Origin of the sequence: Brevibacillus panacihumi W25 (assembly GCF_000503775.1) — a bacterium.
Lineage (GTDB): Bacteria > Bacillota > Bacilli > Brevibacillales > Brevibacillaceae > Brevibacillus > Brevibacillus panacihumi_A.
In genome coordinates this window covers 924,259-947,646 of record NZ_KI629782.1, presented here as the reverse complement: position 1 = coordinate 947,646, position 23,388 = coordinate 924,259, and the positions used below count along the sequence as shown (strand labels likewise).

Sequence of the window (23,388 nt, the reverse complement as noted above, 5' to 3'; positions counted from 1 at the left end):
GGCATGTCGTTTTTCGGGAACAAGCGGCTTATTATTGTACTTGTAGGCTTGGTCCTGCTCATCTCGGTCGTGGGCTTCACTTCTCGAGAACGAGAGAGCCTGACCTGGCCTGAAATGTTTTTCAAAGATACATTCAGTTGGGTGCAGGGCGTTTTTTATCGTCCTGCCCAGGCTGTTTCCGGCTTTTTTAAGGAAGTAGAGGACGCCTATAGCGTCTATGAGGAAAACAAGGCTTTGAAGGCGAGTCTGGACCAAAATGCCCGCCTGACAGCCGAGCTGCATGATCTCAAAGCGGAAAACGATCGATTGCGGGAACAATTGAATGCGAAAGAAAGCTTGAAGCTCTACCAATTGCGTTTTGCCGAGGTGGTGGCCCGCAATCCGGACACCTGGAACAATGTGATCACAATTGATAGAGGTCTCAAGCACGGCATCAAGAAGGACATGGCTGTAATCACAGCAAAAGGGATGATTGGTCGCGTACAAAGTGTCGCTAACTTTTCATCGACGGTTGAATTATTGACCAGCTATGAACGCAGGAATCATATTTCTGCCGACATCCAGACTCAACAGGTTGTCGACGGGGTAGCCACGTATCACAACGTTAGTGGAGTCGTCGAGGAATACGACCCGCAGGAGCGTCTTCTCATCATGCGGAAAATTCCTTGGGGACAGAAAATTGAAGCAAAGCAACAGGTGGTCACTTCCGGTCTCGGAGGTGTCATTCCGCGAAATCTGCCGATCGGATACGTCGTACGCGTAGAGCCGGATGATTACGGCTTGACGCAGACTGCCTATGTACAGCCAAGCGCCGACTTCACGCAATTAAACGAAGTGATGGTGGTCGAACGTAATTTCTCCATCTCGCCGAACGGGGAAGTCATTCCGACGAATCCCGAAGGCCAGACGAACTCGAATGCCGCTGGAACGATGAACTCCTCCGGCACTGTCAATCAGGGTACACCTGCCAACGGGGGTGGGCAATAAATGGCTCGCCTGCTCATGACCGCTATGGTGTTGCTGCTGTTTGTGCTGGAGGGGACCGTCGTGCAAGTGATTTCACCTTCAACGGGGGGGCTGTCATGGATGACAGTACCCCGATTTGCGCTTGTATGCACCATTTTGATCTCCATGTTTTTAGGCAGGCGTGAAGGCTTGTACTACGGGCTGGCATTTGGCTTCTTGCAAGATGTTCTGTACGGTCAGGTAATTGGGATATACTCTGTCTCCATGATGCTGGCCAGCTACTTCTCTGGCATGATCGTGCTGTTGTTTCAGCGAGGGTTTGGCATGGTTATCATCACCAGCATTCTGGTCATTTTTGGCCATGAGTGGCTTCTGTACAGCATGTATCGGATGTTTTCCCTGGCTCCGCATGACGTCCAGTGGATTTTGAGCAGCCAGATCCTGCCGACAGTTGTCCTGAACGGCTTGTTTACCCTTGTGATTTATATGCCGATCAGGCGTCTATGCAAAATGATAGAGTCGAAGAAGGACTTGTCTGCGAAGGAATAGTCTGGTGTGAAACGAAACCAAGAGGGGGGCAAGATGGATGGAAGAGGAGAAAAAACAGAAACCGACGATCCCCATCCGACTCAATATCTTGTTCGTCATCGTCTTCTTGTTTTTTGCCACGATCATTCTGCGACTCGCCTATGTTCAGCTGGTAGAAGGTGAACAGTATCGCCATGAATTGGAGAAGTTCAGTATTCGCGAACTGCCGATACCGGCCCCGCGCGGGAGAATTCTCGACAAGAACGGGGTTGTGCTCGTCTCGAACAAGCCTGTCTACACAGTACAGTACGTTGAGGAGCAGGGACAGGATATCGATGAGGAGAAGGTGGCAGATCGTCTGGCGCAGATTTTGGTGCCCGACGACAGCAAGATCGGAACGGACAAGGAACTTTTGAAGAAGACGATTGAATTGCGTTCGACGCTGCCCGTCGGCTTTAAGCGGGAAGAGACCAACGCATTGAAAGAGAAGATTATCCCCATGCTGACGCGTCTTCCAGATGTAAATCAGGTGGCTGGCATGAAGGATTTCGATTTGGTCAAGACAGCGATGTACGCCGGGCTTCGCGTTCGTTCTCCCTTTACGGAAAAAGAACGCACTGATGTAGTGAAAAAGCTCAATGCTTATTCCGAGGCCAATGGCAGCGACATTACCTATGATGACGTGAATGACTGGGAAATTTTCAAGCAAGCCTTTAAAGCGAATCTACCGATGAAATTGACTCTTGATAAAGAGGATCGCGAAGATTTGATTAAGGAAGTACAGGCTCAGCTGCGGCAGCTTCCTACACCAGCACAGTTGAACGGGAAGTCGGATATGGACCTGCTGCGCCTCGCCTCTCTTTTTGATCTGGACATTACCCTGCCGTTGACTGATGAGCAGCGACTCCACCAATGGCATAAGCTGTCCTTGCTGCAGGAGATGCGTTCTCCGCAATTGGCAAGCTATATTCCCAGACGGGTCAAGGTGAACATCACCCAGGAGGAAATGTTTCAAATCGAGGAACGGCGTACCGAACTGCCGGGGATCAGTGTAGAGCTGGAAGCGGTTCGGCAGATTATGCCGGATCCGGATGGAACGGGATTTGCCACCCATATTCTCGGCTACATCAATGCCATTCCGCCGCAAAGCTTAAAAGAGTACATGGCACAAGGGTACAATGCCATTGATCGCGTCGGCATCACGGGGCTGGAAGCTTATTACGAACGCTATCTGCGCGGCAAGGACGGGATTATGGACGTGCACGTCAACAAGAATTCCGAGTCGGTAGAAAAAACGATGCGACAACCCGCACAACCTGGAAATGATCTCGTCCTTGCACTGGATTGGCGTTTCCAAAGCAGGGTAGAGGCGATCTTGAAAGAAGAGGTCGAGAAGTACAAAAAGCTCCCCTCAACACCAAAGGAATACAACAAGACGCATGTGCTGGTGATGAACCCGAACACAGGAGAGATCCTGGCAATGGCCAGCTACCCGGATTACGATCTCAATCTTTATTATGATCGTAAAAAGTTCAATGAGAATTACAGTTCCTTGATTTTGCCCAATGAGTTGAATGATTTCATTTATACGCCATATCCACCTGCATCCACGTACAAACCGCTTTCGCTCATGATTTCGTTGCAGGAAGGCCTGACAAATCCATCAGAGACGATCTATGATTCGGGTGGCTATTATGTAGGGACAGCCTACAAGCGCAACTGGAGGGCGGGCGGACACGGTTCTGTAAATGCCCGACGTGCGTTGCAGGTATCCAATAATACCTACATGTACATCATGGCGGATCGCCTGTTGAAAAAATCCAGCCCATGGCAAAACCAGTTCCGTATTCTGGATTACTACAATGCTCAGTTCGGTTTGGGCGTGAAGACAGGTATCGACCTGCCAGGAGAAAAGAAAGGCTGGGAGAATCCTTACCTGAACTACGGGAACTTGGCGGATGCGTTTATTGGCCAATACGATCTGTTCACTCCGATGCAGATCGGACAGTACGTTTCCACGATTGCCAATGGCGGCTATCGGATTCGTCCGCATCTGGTCAAAGAGATTCGCCGTGGTACAACAGACCCGAAAGAGCCTGGACAAACGCTGAGTGTAATCGAACCAGAGGTTTTGAATCGCGTTACGATCGATCCGAAGCACCTCCAGGTAGTCAAGGAAGGGATGCGGATGGTGACACAGCCGGGCGGTACCGCTTCCAGAGATTTCGTCGGTCTGCCTTTCAATGTGGCTGCCAAATCAGGTACGGCTCAGACAGGGCGAAAGGCTGAGAATGCGTTGCTCGTCGGCTTTGCACCTTATGAGAATCCACAGTTGGTGTTTGTGGTCGTCGCTCCCAACAGCTTGCGCGACGGTACATCCAGCTCCGCCGCGACAGGGCCTGTATCCCGACGCTTGCTTGAAGCGTATAACGAGTTGAACCCAGGAGTTTTGACTGCTCCCCCTGTACAGACTCCTGCTCAGTCAGCCAAGTAGACGCGAATCGAGCAGTTTCGGCAAATTTTTCAGCAGAGCAGGAAAGTGATTGCCGGATGGCGAATGGTATCGGTCGAGGTGAAACCGGTGACGACTGTGAAGAGCAAGGTCACCATCAAAGGAACAAAAGAAGGTCTTGTCTTCTTTATGGACGATACTTGTTCCTTCGATGAACTGTTGGCCGATTTGCGTGAAAAAATAGAGCATAGCCACCAACAAATTTTATCTGGTCCGTTGATACGGGTATCGATCAAGCTAGGCAAGCGATACTGCACACCGGAGCAGCAAGAGGAATTGACAAAGATTATCCGGCAAAAGGGCAATCTGGTGATTCACCTGGTTGAAGCCGATGTCATTACCAAGGAAGAGGCTTTCGCCGAGCGTCTAAAGTCTCAGTTTCATGTGCAGGTGCATACGATTCGTTCTGGGCAGGTGCTGGAATCAGACGGAGATATTCTGCTTTTGGGAGATGTCAATCCGGGTGGTACGATTCGCAGCACCGGGAACATTTACGTATTGGGCCATTTGCGGGGCTATGCCCATGCAGGCATTTCGGGAGATACCGAAGCCATTATTGCGGCTGCCGTGATGAGTCCGACCCAATTGCGAATCGCTGAGGTGGTTAGCAAACCGGGAGACGAATGGACCCAGAATTCTGGCGGGACCGAATTTGCCTATCTGGAAAATGAGACGATGCTCGTCGCCAAGATGAACTATCTGTCACGGATTCGCCCTGAGCTGGGAGAGACAAAAGCATGAGGGTTGATGGAATAGGGGGAACGGATGTGGGGATCGGAATTGTCGTAACTTCAGGGAAAGGCGGCGTGGGAAAGACAACCACTTCCGCCAATTTGGGCACAGCGCTTGCCTTGATGGGACAAAAAGTATGTATGGTCGATACGGATATTGGGCTACGCAACCTCGACGTGGTGATGGGGTTGGAAAACCGGATTATCTACGACCTGGTGGATGTCGCAGAAGGCGCCTGCCGTTTGCAGCAGGCTTTGATCAAAGATAAGCGTTTTGAAAACCTAAGCCTTTTGCCGGCAGCGCAGACCAAAGACAAAAATGCGATTACACCTGAACAAATGGAAGAAATCATTACGCAGTTGAAGCGCGAGTTCGACTACGTCGTCATCGATTGCCCTGCAGGCATTGAGCAAGGCTTCCGCAACGCCGTGGCAGGGGCTGATCAAGCCATCGTGGTCACAACACCAGAAAAAGCTGCAGTCCGCGATGCGGATCGAATTATTGGCTTGTTGGAGAGAGAAAAGGTTGGCATGCCGAAGCTGGTTATCAACCGGGTGCGTTCCCATATGGTCAAAAATGGTGAAATGCTGGATGTAGAGGATATTCTGGATTTGTTAGCCATTGACTTGGTGGGCGTTGTACCCGATGATGATCATGTCATTAAATCGGCGAATCAGGGCGAGCCAGCCGTGATGAATCACGAATCACGGGCTTCGATCGCGTACCGCAATATCGCCCGCAGATTACTGGGGGAAGCGGTACCGCTTCTGCCCTTGGAAGAAAAAAAGGGCGTGTTTCAAAAAATGCGCAAATTCTTTGGACTGAAATAGGGTAGAACGGAACAGGAGCATTCCTGTTCTTTCCTATTTCTTTCCTGCCGAAATACTGGGCTCCGTTCTACTTTTTGAATGACTTTTTCGCGAACGCGGGTTTTCGCTACTGGACTAGGGCGAAAAGGCCGTGTTTTCCATTGGACGGTTGAAGCCATTTGGTCTAGGAGGAAAGAAATGGACCTGGAAAGACGACATCTAAAAAACATCGACTGGGCGATTGTGATCATAATGGTCGCCCTTGGCGCTTTTAGTTATGTAGGAATTGCCGGTTCTGCGGCAGGGGTTGAAAAGGCGAACCAGCAGGTTTTATGGTATGTGATCGGCTTTATCGTCTTGGGAGGAACCCTTCTTTTTGACTACCGGATCTATTCCAATCTCTCCTACGTTTTGTACGGGCTTGGAATCATATTGTTGCTCGGGGTTTTGAAAGCTCCTGCGATCAATAACACACATAGCTGGTACAACCTGGGGCCGATATTGTTTCAACCCTCAGAGCCGATGAAGCTGTTTACGATCCTGATGGTCGCCAGGTATATGGCAAAACGGGCGGAGGATCCCCATCGGTACCGTTATTTTTACAAGCTGATTCCGATCGCTTTGCTGGTAGCTGTGCCGTTGCTCCTGATTCTCATTCAGCCGGATCTCGGAACGGCTCTGGTCTATACCGGCATGCTCGCGACGATGCTGATCGTCGGAGGGATTCGCCTGCTCCACGTGCTTTATGTAGGGGGGATGGTCGGAGGCCTGTTTGCGGGAATGACCTTGTTGTATGAGTATAAGCGGGATCTGTTCTTCAAAATCATCAAACCGTACCAGTGGGACCGTGTCGTATTCTGGCTCAATCCCGACCTGGAGCCGATGGGTCGCGGTTTTCAATTGAAGCAGTCCCTGATCGCGATCGGCTCCGGCCAATTGTTTGGGAAAGGAATCGATACGCCTACCCAAGCGAGCTTTGGTTGGGTTCCTGTCGGGGAAAGCGACTTCATCTTTACCGTTATTGCTGAAAAAATGGGCTTCGTCGGAGCTGGCTTTTTGATGATTTTGTTCTTCTTCCTGATTTATCGGATGGTTCGCATCGCGATGGAGGCAAAAGACCCGTTTGGTTCATACGTGGTCGCCGGAGTGGTAGGGATGCTTACCTTCCAGGTCTTTGAGAATATCGGGATGAATATCCAATTAATGCCGATCACCGGGATTCCGCTGCCCTTCATCAGCTATGGGGGAAGTTCGCTCGTCACCAACTTTTTAATCATCGGAGTTGTGCTGAATATCGGCATGCGCAAGGACAAGTTGCGCTTCGACTAAATGCGTGACAAACCGAAAACGTTGTGATAAACTCAACCTAAGTTAACCATTTTTACAAGTTGCAGTGATTTGATGGCTTGGTTATGGAGTCGTGCCTTGTTGAGAGACGTCACCATGTCAAATCTCAACTTTGCACGGCTTTTTTCCTTACCGCAATAGGCTTCAGGAGTAAAAAAGGGTTAACGCTACACTTCTTCGCCTCGTGGGGCGCAATGTTTAGGGAGGTTTTGTTTCATGCAACAAGGTATCGTGAAATGGTTTAACGCAGAAAAAGGATACGGTTTCATCCAAGTTGATGGCGGAGATGACGTATTCGTACACTACAGCGCGATCCAAACAGAAGGTTTCAAATCGCTGGACGAAGGCCAAAAGGTTGAGTTCGAAATCGTTCAAGGAAGCCGTGGACCACAAGCTGCTAACGTAATCAAACTGTAAAAACTTCGGCAAATCCAACAGACAGTCTCTCTTCAGGGAGACTGTCTTTTTTGTTGTGCCAGGAAATTTTATTGATGCAAAAGTGTAACTTTATGTTTTCCATAAAAACGAATTGGGTACATAACAATTAAAATATTATACACAAAGGGTGAACACAGCAATGAAATTTCAGCTGAGATCAATGAGAACCAAATTGATCATCTTATGTCTTCTCATTCTTCTTATTCCAACCACTTTTATCGGAATAACGACGTATGAGGTTTCAACCAGCAAACTGGATCAAGCAGGGAAAGAGCAATTGAAGCATAGTGTGAAGATGGCCATCGCCTTGATCAACGTAATGAATGAACAGGTAGAAGCCGGCAACATGACACTGGAGGAGGCGCAGGAAAGGGTTCGGGTAGAATTGTTGGGAGTGAAAGAAGCCGACAATAAACGTCCGATCAATGAGGATTATACAGTTGGTGAAACAGGCTACCTCTGGGCTGTCAATCAGGATCAAATTTCTGTCATGAACCCTGCCAACGAAGGTACGGATCTGACAGAGGTCAAAACAGAAGACGGGGTCATGATCGGACATGAGATTGTAACGATCGGCGCAAACGGCGGCGGGTATTTGACTTATATGTGGAAAGCTGCCAAGTCCGATTCCTTGGAGATGAAAGTAAATTACGTAGAGAAGGCACCTCATTGGGGATGGACGATCGGTGCAGGAGCGTATCTTTCCGAATTTAACAGCGGGGCCAAAGAAATGTTGAACATTGTGATGATTATCACGTTGATCGCGCTCATTGTCGGTTCCGTGATCGCAGCGCTTTTCTCCAAACGCTTTACAGGACCGATCATCCATATTGCCGAAAAGCTAAATGCAGTGGCAGAGGGTGACCTGACGATAGACGAGGTTTCTATCCGATCAAAAGACGAGGTTGGAAAATTGGCAAAAGATTTCAACCATATGATCCAAAACATGCGGCATTTGATAAAAGAAATGCATGCGTCCGCAGACAAAGTTGCAGTTTCCTCCAATGAATTGACAGCCAGCTCCGAACAGACCAGCAAAGCTTCGGAACAAATTGCAAGCGACATTCAGGAATCAGCCAATGGTGCAGAGGAACAACAAGATGCACTACAAAAAGCGTCTGCTTCCCTCGGGGAAATTTCCATCGGAATGCAGCGGATTGCGGAAAGTTCCTCCACAATAGCGAATTCCTCTGAAGAGACCATGGATACGGCAAATTTGGGCGGTCAAGCGGTACAAAAAACCGTGGAGCAGATGAATTCGATTCGAGACTCCGTCCATCAGTCGGATGCTGTGATTAAACTTTTGAACAAACGCACGCAGCAAATCGAAGAGATGTTGCATGCCATCTCGGACATCTCGGCTCAAACCAATCTGTTGGCTTTGAACGCTGCGATTGAAGCTGCGAGGGCTGGTGAGCATGGACGAGGCTTTTCTGTAGTAGCGGAAGAGGTCAGAAAACTGGCTGATCAATCAAGCCAGTCTACGAGTCAGATTGCCTTGTTGATTGAGGAAATTCAGAAAGATATGGATCAGACCATCCTCACCATGAGCAAGGTGAAAGAAGAAGTGGTGTCTGGTATTGAAGTGGCAAACGAAACCGAGAAAAGATTTGACGGCATTCTTTCGCTGACCACTCAAATCTCGCAGCAGATTGAAGAGTTGGCTAGCGTGTCTCAACAGATCTCGGCGAGCATGCAGGAAGTTACCGCAAGCGTAGAAAATGTATCGGCTATTTCGAAACAATCTTCCCTCCATTCGCAAAACATCGCGTCAGCGGCTGAAGAACAGCTTGCTTCGATGGAGGAGGTAAGCGGATTATCTGCTCATTTGGCAAATCTGTCGGATGAAATGCAGAAGCTGACCCAGAAGTTCAGGTTCTGATTCCCAGTTTCAGCGAGGAGCGGCTTGTCATGTACGGACAGGCCGCTCCTTTTTTGTCCCGCCTGCCGAGTATGCCCTTCGTGTCAAGGGACGCACGGACGAGTATAAAGCGGGTAGACAAGTCATAGGATGGTAGAAATGGCTGGTCTACGGAGGGGATGGACGTGTTTGATGGTGAGCGTATAAAAGAGCGGAGACGGGAGAGGGTGGAGAGGATTCGACTTCAGCAGTCCCGGGACAGCTATACACCTTTTGTGGATGATTGGAAGGACCCCATTGATCCCCATGAAGAGTTATTCTCGTTTTCATCGCGGGATGAGCGCGGCTACGAGCCCAAAACCGTCAATGAAAAGTGGGGGATTCAGATCTTTGCCTCCCTTTTGTTGGTGGGAATGGCCTATCTGGTGTTTCAGACCGCTCTCATTCCGGCTTCGTGGAAGGATTCTGCGCGTGAAGTGATGACGCGCGATTTTAATTTTGCGGGAGTGTCGGACTGGTATGAAGCGAATATCGGTACGATACCAACCTTCTTGCCCCCTCTCTCGACTCCACAGGTCGTTCCGGCCAGCACAGAAGGAGAAGCCCAGGTCTGGAAGCTGCCTTCCCATTGGAAGGTCGCGAAATCGTATAACCCAGAGAGTGCCAAAGTCGTTTTGACAACCGGGTTTTCGGATCAAGTCAAGATTGGAGAGATGGGCTGGGTGACGTTTATCGGAGAAAAACCGGGATACGGCACTACGGTAGTCGTTCGCCTGACAAAGGGGCGTGAGGTTTGGTTCGGGAATCTGGATGGAGTGATGGTAAGCAAAGACGAGGTCTTGCAACCCGGGCAGGTGGTCGGGACGGCCCGAGCGGTCAATCAAACCTCACGCCATTTGTATCTGGGAATGTCCGTGAACGAGGAATTCGTCAATCCACTGGATGTGATCCCCTTTGAATAAAGGGGGCTGGTTTGGGTTTCGTTTTCGCATACATCTCTTGTTTTGGGTGGTAATCGGTCTTTCTGTGGCGGCTGGCCGTTTTTTGGAGGTTTGCACCTTGTTCGTCATCGTCTTGATCCATGAATTCGGACATGTTGCCATGGCAAAGGAATTGGGCTGGAAGGTAACAGAGGTGCAGCTGCTCCCCTTTGGCGGCGTCGCGACGATGGAGGATTCCTACGCGACAGATCCACTGGACGAAATCGTCATCGCATTGGCGGGACCGTTTATGAATGTCGTCATGATGGGACTCTCTTATGTATTCTGGCTTGGAGGAATCTGGACAGAAGAATGGGCAAGATTTTTTCTGATGAGCAATGCTGCCATTGCGGGATTCAATCTGCTTCCGATCTGGCCCCTCGACGGTGGTCGAATTCTTTTGGGACTGCTCTGCTACCTATTGCCGTACCGTCAGGCGGCCTTGCTTTGCTTGCTGGGAAGCACCTTGTTTGCGGGGACGATGCTCGGCTTGTCGTTGTTTGACTTGAAAATCAACCTGCTGGTGATCGGCAGCTATTTGCTTGCAATCAACATCCAGGCTTACTTGCGCTTTCCTTATCAGTTCTTCCGCTTTCTCATGGAAAAATACGTGCGACAGCCCGTGGAATACAACGTCCAGGCGATCCAGATCAGACCGGACGAGACTGTGCTGCAGGCCTCGCAGAAGCTGCGCAGAGGAGCCTCCCACTTGATCTATGTGCAGGGTGCCGGTCTGCTGGCAGAGGATCAGCTCCTGCGGGCCTTGTTGTTTGAGCAAAAGCATGATACGGCCGTGAGAGAACTCGTCCTCTAGCGGCCACAAGACCATTCCATAGCCTGCAATCTCGCATTGCCTGACGTTGCTGTCTTCTTTTCATTTCCCCAAGCCTATGATAGGATTACTTCCTAGTAAGTCCGGATTTCCTGTCTGGACACTTGAAGAACGGAAGGAAAGCGGGAGTGACGGCTGTGCGGCAGGTAGCGATAAGCGGGAGCGGCAAACGTATGAGTGTGGCATTGCTGGAGAATGAGCGTCTGGTGGAATGGCGCTCAGAAGGCGAACAGACCGAGGTGGCAGTGGGTGAAATCTTCGTCGGACAGGTTGCGGATGTCCTGCCTGCGATTCAGTCCGCGTTTGTCCAGATCGGGATGGACCGAAACGCCTATTTGTATGTAGACGATGTTCGAGAGCCCTCCCAGCTTCCGGCTCGCAAAACCACAATTCGCGAACGGGTGCGCGAGGGAGAGAAACTGCTCGTGCAGGTGATCAAGGAGGGCAGTGAACTCAAAGCACCCAAAGTGACGACAAAGCTCAGCCTGCAAGGAAGGTACCTCGTCCTGTTGCCTTATGAAAAGGGCATTTCTATGTCCAGAAAAATGGCTGATCCCCATAAGCGCGAGCGTTTGCAGGAACTGCTTGTCCCTTTGCTGGCAGAAGATGAAGGCGTTATTGTACGGACAGAAGCCTTTGAAGCAGATGAACAAAGACTGCTTGCGGAACTCGAATTTTTACGTCGACGCTGGCAGGAGATTCGTGAACAGGTTTCGCAAAAGACTGGGGTAGGGCGAGTCAGCCTTGCGACAGATTGGCTGGAGGCGACGTTGCGCGAGTTGGTTTCGGCAGATGTCGCGAAGATCTGGGTAGAAGACGGAGCTGTCTATCAGAAGGTCAAGGAAACGCTTGAGATGGTTGCGCCGGAAGGGCTGTCTGGCCTTACCTGGTATCGGGAAAAAGAGCCTTTGTTTGCCCGCCTGGGGATCGAAGTGCAGTTGCAGCAGGCCGTGCAGCGTCAGGTCAAGCTGCCCAGCGGCGGCTTTTTGATTTTTGACAAAACAGAAGCGATGACGGTCATCGACGTGAATACAGGTGCTTTCACGGGCAAGGGAGGGCAGCAGCGCGAACAGGCTGTCACCCAGACCAATCTGGAGGCTGCGGCACAAATCGCGGTCCAGCTTCGGCTGCGCGAGATCGGCGGCATCATCGTCATAGATTTCATCGATATGAAGGAACAAGCCAATAAAGAACGGGTACTGACTGCTCTAAAGCGCGAACTTGCGAAAGACCCGGTCCCTGCCACCGTCCTGGGCATGACGGCCTTGGGACTGGTCGAGATGACCCGAAAACGGGTTCGCCCCAGTCTGACCGAAAGACTCTTCATTCCCTGCAGCGCTTGCAGAGGACAGGGGCTGTTGCTGTCCCCACAGGAGGTTGCTTCCCGTCTGTACAGCGAGGTTGCGTCGCTCTCAAAGGTGCAGGAAGCAGAGGCGGTGCTGGTCGAGCTGCCTACCCGTCTCTTTCATCAGATCGAGGAGGCTGAGCTTGCATGGCCTGCTCGAGTGTACAAGCTTCATCGGCCTGCCCTGCTGGCGGATGAGTACCGCATATTGTACCTGGGCAGCGAGCAGGAAGCGAAGCGTCTTTATACCCGGCAGACACAAATAACTTGACTGGGTGAGCGCAGATATGGTAACCTATTGGTTGTCATACAGATATGTCTTGTGCATACTGTAACCGCACGAAGCAGGTAGACAAGACGTCGTTCGCGGCGCACCTGTACAGGCGAGTCTGAGTATAGGAGGTGCACACAGTGTACGCAATTATCGAAACCGGTGGAAAGCAATACAAAGTAGAAGAGGGCTCCGTTCTCTTCATCGAGAAACTGGCTGGCAACGAAGGAGAAGCAGTTACTTTTGACAAAGTTCTCTTCGTAAACAAAGACGGTAAAGTAACAGCAGGTACTCCTACAGTAGCAGGAGCAACTGTTACAGGCAAAGTAGAAAAGCACGGTAAAGCACGCAAAATCATCGTGTTCAAATACAAAGCCAAAAAGAACTATCGTCGCAAGCAAGGTCATCGTCAACCGTTCACCAAAGTTGTGATCGAAAAGATCAACGCTTAATTGGTAGACTAGATGGTTACCGTAACTGTAAAGCGAAACGAGCGTAACGGGATCGAGGAAATTACCATTTCCGGACATGCCCACGCGGGAAAGCACGGCTCGGACATCGTCTGTGCCGCTGTATCCGCAGTCAGTCTGGGAACGATTAATTCCGCAGATCTGTTGCTCGGCTCAAATCCGAATGTTCAGTTTGCAGAACGGGAGGGCGGGTACATCCACTGGAAGGTGGGAGATTGCCCCGATCCGCTCATCAGCGAGAAGCAGCAGCTTTTGGCTGAGAGCTTGGTCATCTCTTTGTTCATGATCGCTGAAACAAACGGAAAATATGTCTCAATTCAAGATCCAAAATGGCAAGGAGGTGTCTGACATGAACTTTCGTTTTCCTGTAGACCTGCAGTTTTTCGCATCGAAAAAAGGGGTAGGTTCCACCAAGAACGGTCGCGATTCCATCGCGAAGCGCCTCGGCGTAAAACGTGGCGATGGACAATTCGTGAAAGCGGGTAACATCCTCGTTCGCCAACGCGGTACGAAAATTTACCCAGGTGAAAACGTGATGAAGGGTGGAGACGACACTCTGTTTGCAGTAGCAGACGGTGTTGTTCGCTTCAAACGTCTGGGCCGCGATCGCAAGCAAGTTGTGATCGAACCAGTAGCATCCCAAGCGTAATTGGATACGAAGAAAAACCCAGCCTCGCTGCTGGGTTTTCTTTTTGCCTCAAGCCATTTTGTGGTACAATAAGGAGTACAAAACAAATACATTATTGACTTGGGTGAATGGGAATGAGTCACGACAGGCGACTGATCACGCATCAGACTGACGAACTGCTGACAATTTTAAATAGGCAGCGACACGACTGGTTGAACCATGTACAGGTTCTGCTCGGCTATTTGCATTTGAACCGTACGGACCAGGGAGAAGCACATCTGAAGCGAATCGCGGAAATCGCGATGCAGGAAAGCCTGATCGCTCGGCTCAACAACTCGCTTTTGTCCGTTTTTTTCTTGACATTCAACGCGTTGAACAAGGAAATGCTGTTAGAGGTAGACGTGTGCGATCAGGTCGACCTTTCGTGCCTTGTCTTGGACGAGCAGGACTTGTTTTCTTTCGTGTCGGACATCCTATGCACAGCGAACGATCATGTCAGCACGGATGGTTATGAGCCGGCAAGCATGCAGGTCACGCTGTTTTCAGGTGAGCGTGGCGTCCATTTTCGCTTTGACTTGGCCGGAGAATTGACTGCTGAAGGTTTGGACGAACTGGAAAAACGGGTACATAATAGCAAACAACGTACGGTGGAAGTCACCGAATGGATACATACGAAGGAAGAGTGGATCTTGGAATTGATCGTTCCATTCTCGAAATGAAAGAGGTGACACCATGTTTGTCGATCAAGTCAAGATTTATGTAAAAGGAGGAGACGGCGGCAACGGAGCTGTTTCCTTCCGACGCGAAAAATACGTCCCGCTTGGCGGTCCTGCGGGTGGAGATGGCGGACGCGGCGCAGATGTCGTGTTTGTCGTAGACGAGGGTCTGCGTACGCTGGTTGATTTTCGCTATCAAAGGCACTTCAAGGCCCCGCGCGGCGAACACGGCCGCAATAAGGGGCAGCACGGCGCTGGAGCGGAGGACATGGTGGTGCGCGTCCCTCCAGGAACAACGGTGATTGACGATGATACGAAAGAAGTCATTGCGGATCTGGTCGAACACGGTCAGCGTGCTGTCATCGCCAAAGGTGGTCGCGGCGGGCGCGGGAATATGCGCTTTGCCAATCCGTCCAACCCGGCGCCGCACATCTCGGAGAATGGGGAGCCCGGCCAGGAACGGTATATCACGATGGAGTTGAAGCTGATTGCGGATGTCGGTTTGGTCGGCTATCCGAGTGTCGGGAAATCAACCCTGCTCTCCAGCGTCACAGGGGCAAGACCGAAGATTGCCGCCTATCATTTTACGACCTTGTCCCCGAACCTGGGCGTCGTGGAACTGGGCGAGCAAAGCTTTGTCATGGCTGATCTTCCAGGCCTGATTGAAGGGGCTCACGAAGGAGTGGGGCTCGGACATCAATTTTTGCGCCATGTCGAGCGGACCAGGCTGATTGTGCATGTGATCGATATGGCTGGCGTGGATGGACGTGATCCGTACGAAGATTATCTGCAGATCAATCGTGAACTGAAGCTGTACAATCTCAAGCTGGAAGATCGCCCGCAAATCGTCGTCGCCAATAAAATGGACGTTCCGGAAGCGCAGGAGAATCTGCAACGCTTCAAGGAAAAGCTTCCTGACATCCAGGTGTACGAAATATCTGCTGCGACGAGACAAGGTTTGCAGGAGTTGATGTACGCGATCGGCGAGATGCTGGCAACGCTGCCGGAAAAATTGGCCGTGGAAGAAGTCGCGGAAGTCGAAGAGCGTGTGGTGTTCCGTGCTGAGAAAGAGCCGGATGCCTTTGAGATTCATCGTGAAAACGAAATTTTTGTTGTCAGTGGCGACAAGATTGAAAAGCTTGTGCGCATGACCAACCTGAACAGCTACGACGCAGCTCAGCGCTTCGCAAAGATGATGCGCAGCATGGGTGTGGATGACGCATTGCGCAAGCACGGAGCAAAAGATGGGGATACGGTCCGCATCGGGAAACTAGAGTTTGATTTTGTGGAGTGACCTAGACCATGGCAGATATTCCTACCCTCCAACCTTTTCTGAACGATAGCAAGCTTCAACGCGGCGGTATGTTGCAGATGCAGATCTCCAAGCAGGGGCAAGCTCCGATACCGATCATCGTCGAGCATGCCAAAGCAGGCTATCTCGTCGTCAGCTATGAAGCGAATACCACGGAAAATCTGCAGATCTTGGGCTCTCACGTACGTGTACGCTGGGAGAATGATGCCAGTGTTCACACAGTAGAGATGGAGGTTGTGCAGGAACAAACCGTATGGCCGATTAAGCTGCTTGGCCTAATCCCCTTAAGTGTCAGTGTCGAGATTGCGCTCAGAGGACGCCAAGAACCCATAGCGCCCGATTTTATCATCCAGGTTCCTTACAAAGTGATGGGGGCAAGGCCCAGCGAGGAAAGAGGAGAGGGTGTCCTGTTGAAATTTTCTCCGACCCGTCTGGTGATCGGGACAGATGGATATGTAGCCAAAGGCGATTTCGTCAATTTATCTTTTTCAATTCCGCATTTCAAGCAGGAAATTGTAGGAATGGGAAAAGTGGTGGAAAAAAACTTTGAGGACTCGAAAGCGCTGATCGAGCTGATATTTACAGATATTAGCAAGCAAAATCATGAATGGATCAAGAAATACTATAAAATGCTGCAAGAAACCGCTTCTTCTTGACGAAGCGGTTTTTACCTTTGAAGTTATAGTGAATAAGGTATATAGTATAGGTGTAGAGAGTACTGAATCGTGCCTGCTCGTTTTTTTTCCGGTACTTTGTGAAAAAAATTACAAAAGAAGCGCGCTAAGGCCTCTATTCCAATGCAAAGGAGGACGTTTTCCTATGTCACAAACTACTCAACAAGCCGCTGAAGAGGTGGCGAGCACTTCTGCAGTAGCTTCCCAACAACCTGATGTACTGGATCAACTGATGAAACCGGAAATTCAACAGTCCTTGAACGTTTTGGTAGAAAATCTGCCGAAATTGGCCGAGATGACGACGGTTCTGACGAAAACCTATGATTTGGTGCAAACGGTTGCCAATGACCACGTTCTGATCAACGATTTGAAGGGTGGCATGGAGGAGTTCGTGAAGCCCATTCAAGACAAGGCGAAAGGGATTGCCCAGGCAGCGATTGAAGCAAGCGATCGTTCGCAGGCCGAGACCTCGACAACCGTTGGGCTGTTCGGGCTTTTGAAAATGCTCAAGGACCCGCAAGTGCAGAAGGCTTTGCGTTTTGCCCAAGCATTCTTGGAAGTAACGGCGGAACGCCAGCAACAACAGAAGTAGTACTTAGATTGAAGAGACGGACGGAGGATTGAGCAATGGCGAAGCATATAGTTATTCTAGGCGGCGGTTACGGCGGGTTGCTCAGCGCATTGACTGCCCGTAAATATATGACGGCAGAGGAAGCTGAGATCACTGTAGTAAACCGTTTTCCATCCCACCAAATCATCACGGAATTGCACCGTTTGGCAGCAGGCAACCTGGCTGAAAAGGCTGTCGCCCTGCCACTGGAAAAATTGCTGCGCGGCAAAGATGTCAACCTGATGATCGATACCGTAGAAAACATCGGTCTGGATTCCAAACGCGTAACATTAGCTAGCGGCGAGACGTTGAAATACGATGCGCTTGTCGTGGCTTTGGGCAGTGAAACGGCATTTTTCGGTATTCCAGGTCTGCAGGAATACAGCTTTACACTCAAATCTGTGGATGAAGCCAACAAGCTGCGTGCACATGTAGAAGAACGCATCGCGGCATACAGCCAAAGCAAGAACAAAGCAGACGCGACCTTTGTTGTCGGCGGCGGCGGTCTGACAGGGATCGAGCTTGTCGGAGAATTCGCGGACATGCTGCCAGGTCTTTGCGAGAAAAACGGCGTAGATTACAGCGACATCAGCCTCTACTGCGTAGAAGCGGGTCCTTCTATTCTAGCCGGATTTGCTCCAGAGCTGGTAGAACGCGCGAAAACAAGTCTGGAAAAACGCGGGGTTCAATTCCTGACAGGCGTGGCTGTTACCGAGATGAAAGAAACAACTGTCCTTTTGAAGGACGGCAGCAGCATTGAAACGAAAACAATGGTATGGACAGGCGGAGTTCAAGGAAACAGCGTCGTAGCCAACAGCGGTCTGGAAGTAAATCGCGGGCGCGCTACGGTAAATGAATTCTTGCAATCCACATCCCACCCAGAAGTATTCCTTGCAGGGGACAGCGCCGTGGTTATGGGACCAGAAGGACGTCCATATCCTCCAACTGCCCAATTGGCATGGCAAATGGGAGAAGTGGTCGGACACAATCTCTTCGCTTCCTTCAAAGGATCAAAGATGCAAGTCTTCACACCAGTTTTCTCTGGTACGCTGGGAAGTCTGGGACGCAAGGATGCGATCGGCACCATCGGAGCGAGCCAAATCAAGCTGAAAGGTGCTCCTGCCTCCTTTATGAAAGAAGCCAGCAACGTGCGCTACCTGGCACACATCAATGGCCTGTTTTCAATCGCTTATTAATCTGGAAACACAAAACCCGGGAAACGGTCTCCCGGGTTTTTTCCATTTGACTAGCCATTGCCGCTTGGATCCTCGATTACATGTGGAGATTGGGCCATTTTTTTCCCTTTCATTTCATCCCCGAACTGGTCCAGATGACTCGGCTTGGCAGCGGGATGATTGTTGCGTCGCTCCGATTTATCCGTCTTTCCTCTTCCAGCCATTCATGATCACCTCCTCGCATTACTCGCTTTCTATTCTGCGCGAAGAACCATCTACTCATGTAAACGCGAACTGAACAAGATAGCCCAATTATGAAAAAAACGTCGACAAGGATTGTCAGGCGGAGAACGATCCGTTATAATGTCCTCTATGAAGAAACAACTGTTTTTCTCAGGAGGACACATCGAGTGAAACGGGAAGAAAAATTCTATCTGATACGATCTGACATTCTGCCGGAGTCAATCGCCAAAACCATTGAAGCGAAAAAAATGCTGGAATCCGGCGAAGTGGACACGGTCAACGACGCGGTAGAACGCGTAGGACTCAGCAGAAGCGCCTTTTACAAGTACAAGGACGGCATTTTTCCCTTTAATGCCATGATGAGCGAAAAGATCATGACGATTACCTTTTCGCTGGATCACTTGTCAGGCTATTTGTCCAGAGTCCTGACGTATGTAGCGGATCAGGGCGGGAATGTGCTTTCGATCAATCAGACGATTCCTTTGCAAGGGATCGCCAATGTCTCGATGTCGGTTGATATGGCGCATTTGCGTGTATCAAGTACGGAGTTTTTGGATGGTCTGCAATTAATACCCGGCGTGCGCAAGGCGATGATCGTCGGTAGAGGGTAGAATGGATGGGAGGAAGAGAGATGGAGAAGCAGGTTGTAAAAGTAGGATTGATGGGCTTCGGAACAGTAGGGACTGGTGTCGTGCGCATCATCTCGGCACATCAGGAGGATTTGCAAAAACAGACAGGGCTTGGCATCGAGATCAAAAAGGTGCTGGTGCAGGACGCAGAAAAAGCTCGCCACATCCGTTCCATGGAAAACAAGCTGACAACCGATCCGGCTGAATTGCTGGAAGATCCAGACATAGATGTGATTGTTGAAGTGATTGGCGGCATCTCGCCAGCAAAAGAGTACATCCTGGGGGCCCTGGAGCGCGGCAAGCACGTCGTGACTGCCAACAAGGACCTGATGGCGCTGCACGGCGCAGAGATTTTGAACAAGGCGCAGGAAGAAGGCTGTGACGTCTTCTACGAAGCGAGCGTGGCAGGCGGTATACCAATCCTGCGTGCTCTGGTCGAGGGCTTCTCATCTGACCGCATCACCAAGATGATGGGGATCGTCAACGGAACAACGAACTACATTTTGACCAAAATGAGCCAGGAAGGCGCGGATTACGCAGAGGTGCTGAAAGAAGCGCAAGCACTGGGCTATGCGGAGGCGGACCCGACCTCTGACGTGGAAGGATTCGATGCCGCTCGCAAAATGGCGATTCTGGCAACGCTCGGCTTCCGTGTACCGATGAAGCTGGAAGATGTCGATGTCAAAGGAATTAGTGCGGTAAGCCGGGAAGATATCGCCTACGGCAAGCAATTGGGCTACGAAGTAAAGCTTCTGGGACTGGCCCGCCGCGATGGCGAAGCGGTAGAGGTAAGCGTGCAGCCGACTATGGTGCCGAAGTCTCATCCACTCGCTTCTGTCAATGGAGTGTTCAATGCCGTTTACGTGCACGGGGAAGCCGTCGGAGAGACCATGTTCTACGGTCCAGGCGCAGGTGAGATGCCAACCGCTACCGCAGTCGTATCCGATCTGGTGACTGTCGTGAAAAATATGAAAATGGGCGTCAACGGCCGCGGCATGGTCGCTCCATACAAAGAGAAAATTCTGAAAGACGACAGCCAGAAGCTGTCCAAATACTTCTTGCGCATCGTCGTAGCTGACAAGCGCGGCGTGCTGGCGAAAATTACCCAGATGCTGGCGGACAAAAACATTTCGCTGGAGCAAGTCATCCAACAGCCGTACAACAACGGCGCGCAAGCAGAGATCATCATGATTACCCATCTCTCCTCCAAGAGCGACATGAGCAATGTCATTGTGGATATGGAGGAAATGGAGATTATTACGGAAGTAAAAAGCTGCTACCGTGTGGAAGGTGGAGACCAACAATGAGTACAGATCGTCAATCCGGCATCATCGCCCGCTACCGGGAATTTCTCCCGGTCACCGAAAAAACACCGTTAGTAAGCTTGCATGAGGGTACTACGCCGCTCATTCACGCAGCCAATCTATCCAAACAATTGGGTGTGGAACTGTACGTCAAATACGAAGGCTTGAACCCGACCGGTTCATTCAAAGACCGCGGCATGGTCATGGCAGTAGCCAAAGCGGTGGAGGAAGGCAGCACGACAATCATGTGTGCGTCTACCGGAAACACTTCTGCTGCTGCTGCCGCATATGCCGCACGCTGCGGATTGCGCTGCATTGTCTTGATCCCGAGCGGCAACATTGCATTGGGCAAGCTGGCGCAGGCGATTGCTTACGGCGCTGAAGTCATTGCGATCGACGGCAATTTTGATGAAGCCCTGAACATCGTGCGCGAAATTACAGCAAAAGAACCGATTACCTTGGTCAACTCGGTCAATCCGTACCGTATCGAAGGACAAAAGACAGCTGCATTTGAAATCGTAGATGCTCTCGGGGATGCTCCAGACATCTTGGCGATTCCGGTGGGCAACGCCGGAAATATCACGGCTTACTGGAAAGGGTTCAAAGAGTATCACGCTGCAGGTAAAGCCCAAAGCCGGCCTCATATGTACGGCTTCCAGGCGGCGGGAGCGGCTCCGCTGGTTCACGGAGAGCCCGTACCGAATCCGGAGACGATCGCGACTGCGATCCGCATCGGCAACCCTGCAAGCAAGGACGGCGCTCTGAATGCCATCAGCGAATCCAATGGACTCGTCGACAGTGTAACGGACGAGGAAATTCTGGAAGCCTATCAATTGTTGGCGAAAAGTGAAGGGGTATTCTGCGAGCCTGCTTCTGCTGCATCATTGGCCGGGGTTATCAAACTGCACAAGGCGGGCAAGCTGCCAGCAGGGGCCAAAATCGCATGCGTGCTGACCGGAAACGGCTTGAAAGACCCGAATATCGCCCTGAAGCTGGTCGGCTCCGAACCGCGCACCGTACCGGCAACACATGAAGCTGTCATGAATCTGGTGCGTCAGCAAGAGAAAGAAGTGTCGTCATGAGCAGCAAGCGTGTACGCGTGACCGTTCCGTCCAGCACAGCCAATCTTGGCCCTGGATTTGACACCCTCGGAATGGCATTGCAATTGTATTCAGTAGTCGAGATGCAAGTGAGCGAGCAAACCACAATCGAGCTCATCGGCAAGGAACTGCAAGGCACCCCCACAGACAAAAGCAACCTGCTCTATGTCATCGCGGCCGAGCTGTTCCAACAGGCTGGCTTGGCTGTTCCTGAGCTGCATATCCGCGCCTCCAGCGAAGCACCTTTGACGCGCGGTCTGGGCAGCAGTGCAGCCGCGATCGTAGGGGCATTGGTAGCGGCCAATCACTTGGCTGGAGAACCGTTTACCCGAGACCAGCTTTTTGCCATGGCAGTAAAAAAGGAAGGACACCCCGACAATGTGGGGCCGTCCTTCTTTGGCGGGATCATCGTCGCTACGATGCCGGAGAAGGAAGATCAGCCGATTCCCTACATTTGCCTGGCACCGCCTGCAGCAATGAGGGCATTGGTTGTCATTCCGGATTATGCCTTGTCTACCGAAAAAGCGCGCAACGCACTGCCGCAGGTGTACAGCAAGCAAGATGTCATATATAATGTTGGTCATAGCAGCTTGCTTGTGGCCGCATTGGCGCAAGGCAGGCTGGACCTGTTGGGTCAAGCGATGGGGGATCGGCTGCATCAGCCGTACCGCGCACCGCTTGTTCCTGGCCTCGAAGAGATCCTGGCCGCAGCGACAGATAACGGCGCAGTAGGCGCTGCCCTGAGTGGAGCAGGGCCGACGATTCTTTGCTTGACAGCTTCGGATTCGGAATGTGAGCGGTTGAAGTCGTTTGTGGATCAGGTGATGAGAGGGCACGGCATTTCGTATCAGACAATGGTGTTGCAACCAGACGAACATGGCGTACAGGTAGAAGTTCAATAGAGAGATAGCTTCAAGCCGAACTGGATAGGAGAACGTCATGGAGAAGAAACTTGCCTTTCTCGGACCGCATGGAACTTTTACGGAGCAAGCAGCACGATCTTTTGCAAGGGAGCAGCCGTTTTCGCTCGTTCCGTACCCGAATATTATCGAAATTTTAAACGCAGTACATCGTGGTCAAGCGGACTACGGTGTCGTCCCAATGGAAAACTCGATTGAAGGTAGCGTCAATATGACATTGGACTGGTTGATTCATGAAGTTGACCTGCCAATCATGGGAGAGCTGGCCTTGCCGATCACCCAAAATCTTCTCGTGGCAAAAAGGGATCAACCGCTCCCGCTGTCTGCGATTACTCGGGTCTTGTCCCATCCACAGGCAATTGCCCAAAGTCACAACTTCTTGCGGGAGCACCTGCCGCAAGCCGCGATTGAGTACACAAACAGCACAGCATTGGCCGCACAAATGGTAAGCGAGCATCCAGAAGAACCGTGGGCCGCTGTTGGGACCGGACTAAACGTGGAGATCTATCCGCTGGAATTCGCCCGTGAGCAGATTCAGGACTTTTCCAACAACTTCACGCGCTTTGTGCTGGTGGGCCGCGAGCCATTGGACATGCCCTCCTCCGACCGGGAGAAGACGACGATTCTGGTCAATCTCCCAGAAGATTTTCCGGGAGCGCTCTACCAGGTGTTGGCGGCGTTTGCTTGGCGAAAGATCAACCTTTCGAGGATTGAGTCGCGTCCGACGAAAAAAGCATTGGGCAGCTATTATTTTGTAATTGATATTGAACAGAAAATGGATGAAGTTCTGCTCCCAGGCGCTTTTGCGGAAATCGAGGCGATCGGCTGCCAGGTAAGGCAGTTGGGGACATATCCATTCTATATGCCGAAAACCAACTCCTAGGGGTTGGTTTTTTGCTATTCCATGCCCCTCCAAGAAAGCTGGGCGGAGCAGGAGCAAAACGCCCAGAGGTGCATACGATGGTAGGGAGTTTCCGCAAGGGAGG

The 23,388-nt window shown here is 51.0% G+C and carries 25 protein-coding genes and 1 other annotated feature; of the genes, 24 read left to right on the top strand and 1 reads right to left on the bottom strand.

Annotated features, from left to right (window positions below; translation table 11 throughout):
- Positions 1 to 3: 3 nt before the first annotated feature.
- From mreC to T458_RS33910, 19 genes are all read left to right on the top strand, one after another.
- Positions 4 to 987 carry a rod shape-determining protein MreC gene (mreC, locus tag T458_RS34000; protein WP_023554983.1) on the top strand — a complete coding sequence of 328 codons (984 nt, stop codon included), beginning with the start codon at positions 4 to 6 and terminating at the stop codon, positions 985 to 987.
- A complete protein-coding gene (gene mreD, locus T458_RS33995) occupies positions 988 to 1,515 on the top strand; it encodes a rod shape-determining protein MreD (RefSeq protein ID WP_023554982.1) in 528 nt (175 codons plus the stop codon).
- A 37-nt stretch (positions 1,516 to 1,552) separates the two neighbouring features.
- Positions 1,553 to 3,988: a penicillin-binding transpeptidase domain-containing protein gene (locus T458_RS33990; protein ID WP_023554981.1), complete on the top strand. Its 2,436-nt coding sequence runs from the start codon at positions 1,553 to 1,555 to the stop codon at positions 3,986 to 3,988.
- Positions 3,989 to 4,051: 63 nt separating this feature from the next.
- On the top strand, positions 4,052 to 4,747 hold the full coding sequence (minC, locus tag T458_RS33985; protein WP_084567964.1) for a septum site-determining protein MinC: 696 nt from the start codon (positions 4,052 to 4,054) through the stop codon (positions 4,745 to 4,747).
- 26 nt (positions 4,748 to 4,773) lie between these two features.
- Positions 4,774 to 5,568: a septum site-determining protein MinD gene (gene minD, locus T458_RS33980; RefSeq protein WP_031305410.1), complete on the top strand. Its 795-nt coding sequence runs from the start codon at positions 4,774 to 4,776 to the stop codon at positions 5,566 to 5,568.
- 177 nt (positions 5,569 to 5,745) lie between these two features.
- Positions 5,746 to 6,876: a rod shape-determining protein RodA gene (gene rodA / locus T458_RS33975; RefSeq protein ID WP_023554978.1), complete on the top strand. Its 1,131-nt coding sequence runs from the start codon at positions 5,746 to 5,748 to the stop codon at positions 6,874 to 6,876.
- Positions 6,877 to 7,110: 234 nt separating this feature from the next.
- The gene (locus T458_RS33970; RefSeq protein ID WP_023554977.1) at positions 7,111 to 7,311 is read left to right on the top strand and encodes a cold-shock protein; all 201 of its coding nucleotides are present in this window, start codon (positions 7,111 to 7,113) and stop codon (positions 7,309 to 7,311) included.
- A gap of 160 nt (positions 7,312 to 7,471) precedes the next feature.
- Positions 7,472 to 9,214 carry a methyl-accepting chemotaxis protein gene (locus tag T458_RS33965; protein ID WP_023554976.1) on the top strand — a complete coding sequence of 581 codons (1,743 nt, stop codon included), beginning with the start codon at positions 7,472 to 7,474 and terminating at the stop codon, positions 9,212 to 9,214.
- Between the two features lie 158 nt (positions 9,215 to 9,372).
- Entirely contained in the window at positions 9,373 to 10,155 is a 783-nt protein-coding gene (locus tag T458_RS33960) for a M23 family metallopeptidase (protein WP_252989778.1), read from the top strand.
- Positions 10,148 to 10,987: a M50 family metallopeptidase gene (locus T458_RS33955; protein WP_023554974.1), complete on the top strand. Its 840-nt coding sequence runs from the start codon at positions 10,148 to 10,150 to the stop codon at positions 10,985 to 10,987. Before T458_RS33960 ends, T458_RS33955 begins: the two co-directional genes overlap by 8 nt.
- Before the next feature lie 191 nt (positions 10,988 to 11,178).
- Entirely contained in the window at positions 11,179 to 12,621 is a 1,443-nt protein-coding gene (locus T458_RS33950) for an Rne/Rng family ribonuclease (RefSeq protein WP_252989777.1), read from the top strand.
- A 52-nt stretch (positions 12,622 to 12,673) separates the two neighbouring features.
- Positions 12,674 to 12,751 (top strand) — a sequence feature (ribosomal protein L21 leader region).
- Positions 12,752 to 12,761: 10 nt separating this feature from the next.
- Positions 12,762 to 13,073 (top strand): 50S ribosomal protein L21, encoded by a 312-nt coding sequence (gene rplU / locus T458_RS33945; protein ID WP_023554972.1) that lies wholly within the window; start codon positions 12,762 to 12,764, stop codon positions 13,071 to 13,073.
- Between the two features lie 12 nt (positions 13,074 to 13,085).
- A complete protein-coding gene (locus tag T458_RS33940; RefSeq protein ID WP_023554971.1) occupies positions 13,086 to 13,439 on the top strand; it encodes a ribosomal-processing cysteine protease Prp in 354 nt (117 codons plus the stop codon).
- Position 13,440: 1 nt separating this feature from the next.
- On the top strand, positions 13,441 to 13,740 hold the full coding sequence (gene rpmA / locus T458_RS33935) for a 50S ribosomal protein L27 (RefSeq protein ID WP_023554970.1): 300 nt from the start codon (positions 13,441 to 13,443) through the stop codon (positions 13,738 to 13,740).
- A 113-nt stretch (positions 13,741 to 13,853) separates the two neighbouring features.
- A complete protein-coding gene (locus T458_RS33930) occupies positions 13,854 to 14,438 on the top strand; it encodes a Spo0B C-terminal domain-containing protein (RefSeq protein WP_031305408.1) in 585 nt (194 codons plus the stop codon).
- A 13-nt stretch (positions 14,439 to 14,451) separates the two neighbouring features.
- Positions 14,452 to 15,729, top strand: a complete 1,278-nt coding sequence (obgE, locus tag T458_RS33925; RefSeq protein WP_023554968.1) for a GTPase ObgE — start codon at positions 14,452 to 14,454, stop codon at positions 15,727 to 15,729.
- Positions 15,730 to 15,737: 8 nt separating this feature from the next.
- Positions 15,738 to 16,403, top strand: a complete 666-nt coding sequence (locus tag T458_RS33920) for a PilZ domain-containing protein (RefSeq protein ID WP_023554967.1) — start codon at positions 15,738 to 15,740, stop codon at positions 16,401 to 16,403.
- Positions 16,404 to 16,566: 163 nt separating this feature from the next.
- On the top strand, positions 16,567 to 17,013 hold the full coding sequence (locus T458_RS33915; protein WP_023554966.1) for a helical membrane plugin domain-containing protein: 447 nt from the start codon (positions 16,567 to 16,569) through the stop codon (positions 17,011 to 17,013).
- 35 nt (positions 17,014 to 17,048) lie between these two features.
- Positions 17,049 to 18,227, top strand: coding sequence for an NAD(P)/FAD-dependent oxidoreductase (locus tag T458_RS33910; protein WP_023554965.1), 1,179 nt, complete (start codon positions 17,049 to 17,051; stop codon positions 18,225 to 18,227).
- 50 nt (positions 18,228 to 18,277) lie between these two features.
- Here T458_RS33910 and T458_RS57110 read toward each other — a convergent pair whose 3' ends face one another.
- Positions 18,278 to 18,430, bottom strand: a complete 153-nt coding sequence (locus T458_RS57110; RefSeq protein ID WP_023554964.1) for a hypothetical protein — start codon at positions 18,428 to 18,430, stop codon at positions 18,278 to 18,280.
- Between the two features lie 186 nt (positions 18,431 to 18,616).
- Between T458_RS57110 and T458_RS33905 the strand changes: the two genes are divergently transcribed.
- Genes T458_RS33905 through pheA form a run of 5 tightly spaced genes read left to right on the top strand, consistent with a single transcriptional unit; the run spans position 18,617 to position 23,285 of the window.
- The gene (locus T458_RS33905; protein ID WP_023554963.1) at positions 18,617 to 19,060 is read left to right on the top strand and encodes an ACT domain-containing protein; all 444 of its coding nucleotides are present in this window, start codon (positions 18,617 to 18,619) and stop codon (positions 19,058 to 19,060) included.
- Between the two features lie 20 nt (positions 19,061 to 19,080).
- Entirely contained in the window at positions 19,081 to 20,385 is a 1,305-nt protein-coding gene (locus T458_RS33900; protein ID WP_023554962.1) for a homoserine dehydrogenase, read from the top strand.
- On the top strand, positions 20,382 to 21,464 hold the full coding sequence (thrC, locus tag T458_RS33895; RefSeq protein WP_023554961.1) for a threonine synthase: 1,083 nt from the start codon (positions 20,382 to 20,384) through the stop codon (positions 21,462 to 21,464). Before T458_RS33900 ends, thrC begins: the two co-directional genes overlap by 4 nt.
- Positions 21,461 to 22,384 carry a homoserine kinase gene (gene thrB / locus T458_RS33890; RefSeq protein WP_023554960.1) on the top strand — a complete coding sequence of 308 codons (924 nt, stop codon included), beginning with the start codon at positions 21,461 to 21,463 and terminating at the stop codon, positions 22,382 to 22,384. Before thrC ends, thrB begins: the two co-directional genes overlap by 4 nt.
- Before the next feature lie 37 nt (positions 22,385 to 22,421).
- Positions 22,422 to 23,285 (top strand): prephenate dehydratase, encoded by an 864-nt coding sequence (gene pheA, locus T458_RS0128360; protein WP_031305406.1) that lies wholly within the window; start codon positions 22,422 to 22,424, stop codon positions 23,283 to 23,285.
- The last annotated feature ends 103 nt before the right edge of the window (positions 23,286 to 23,388 follow it).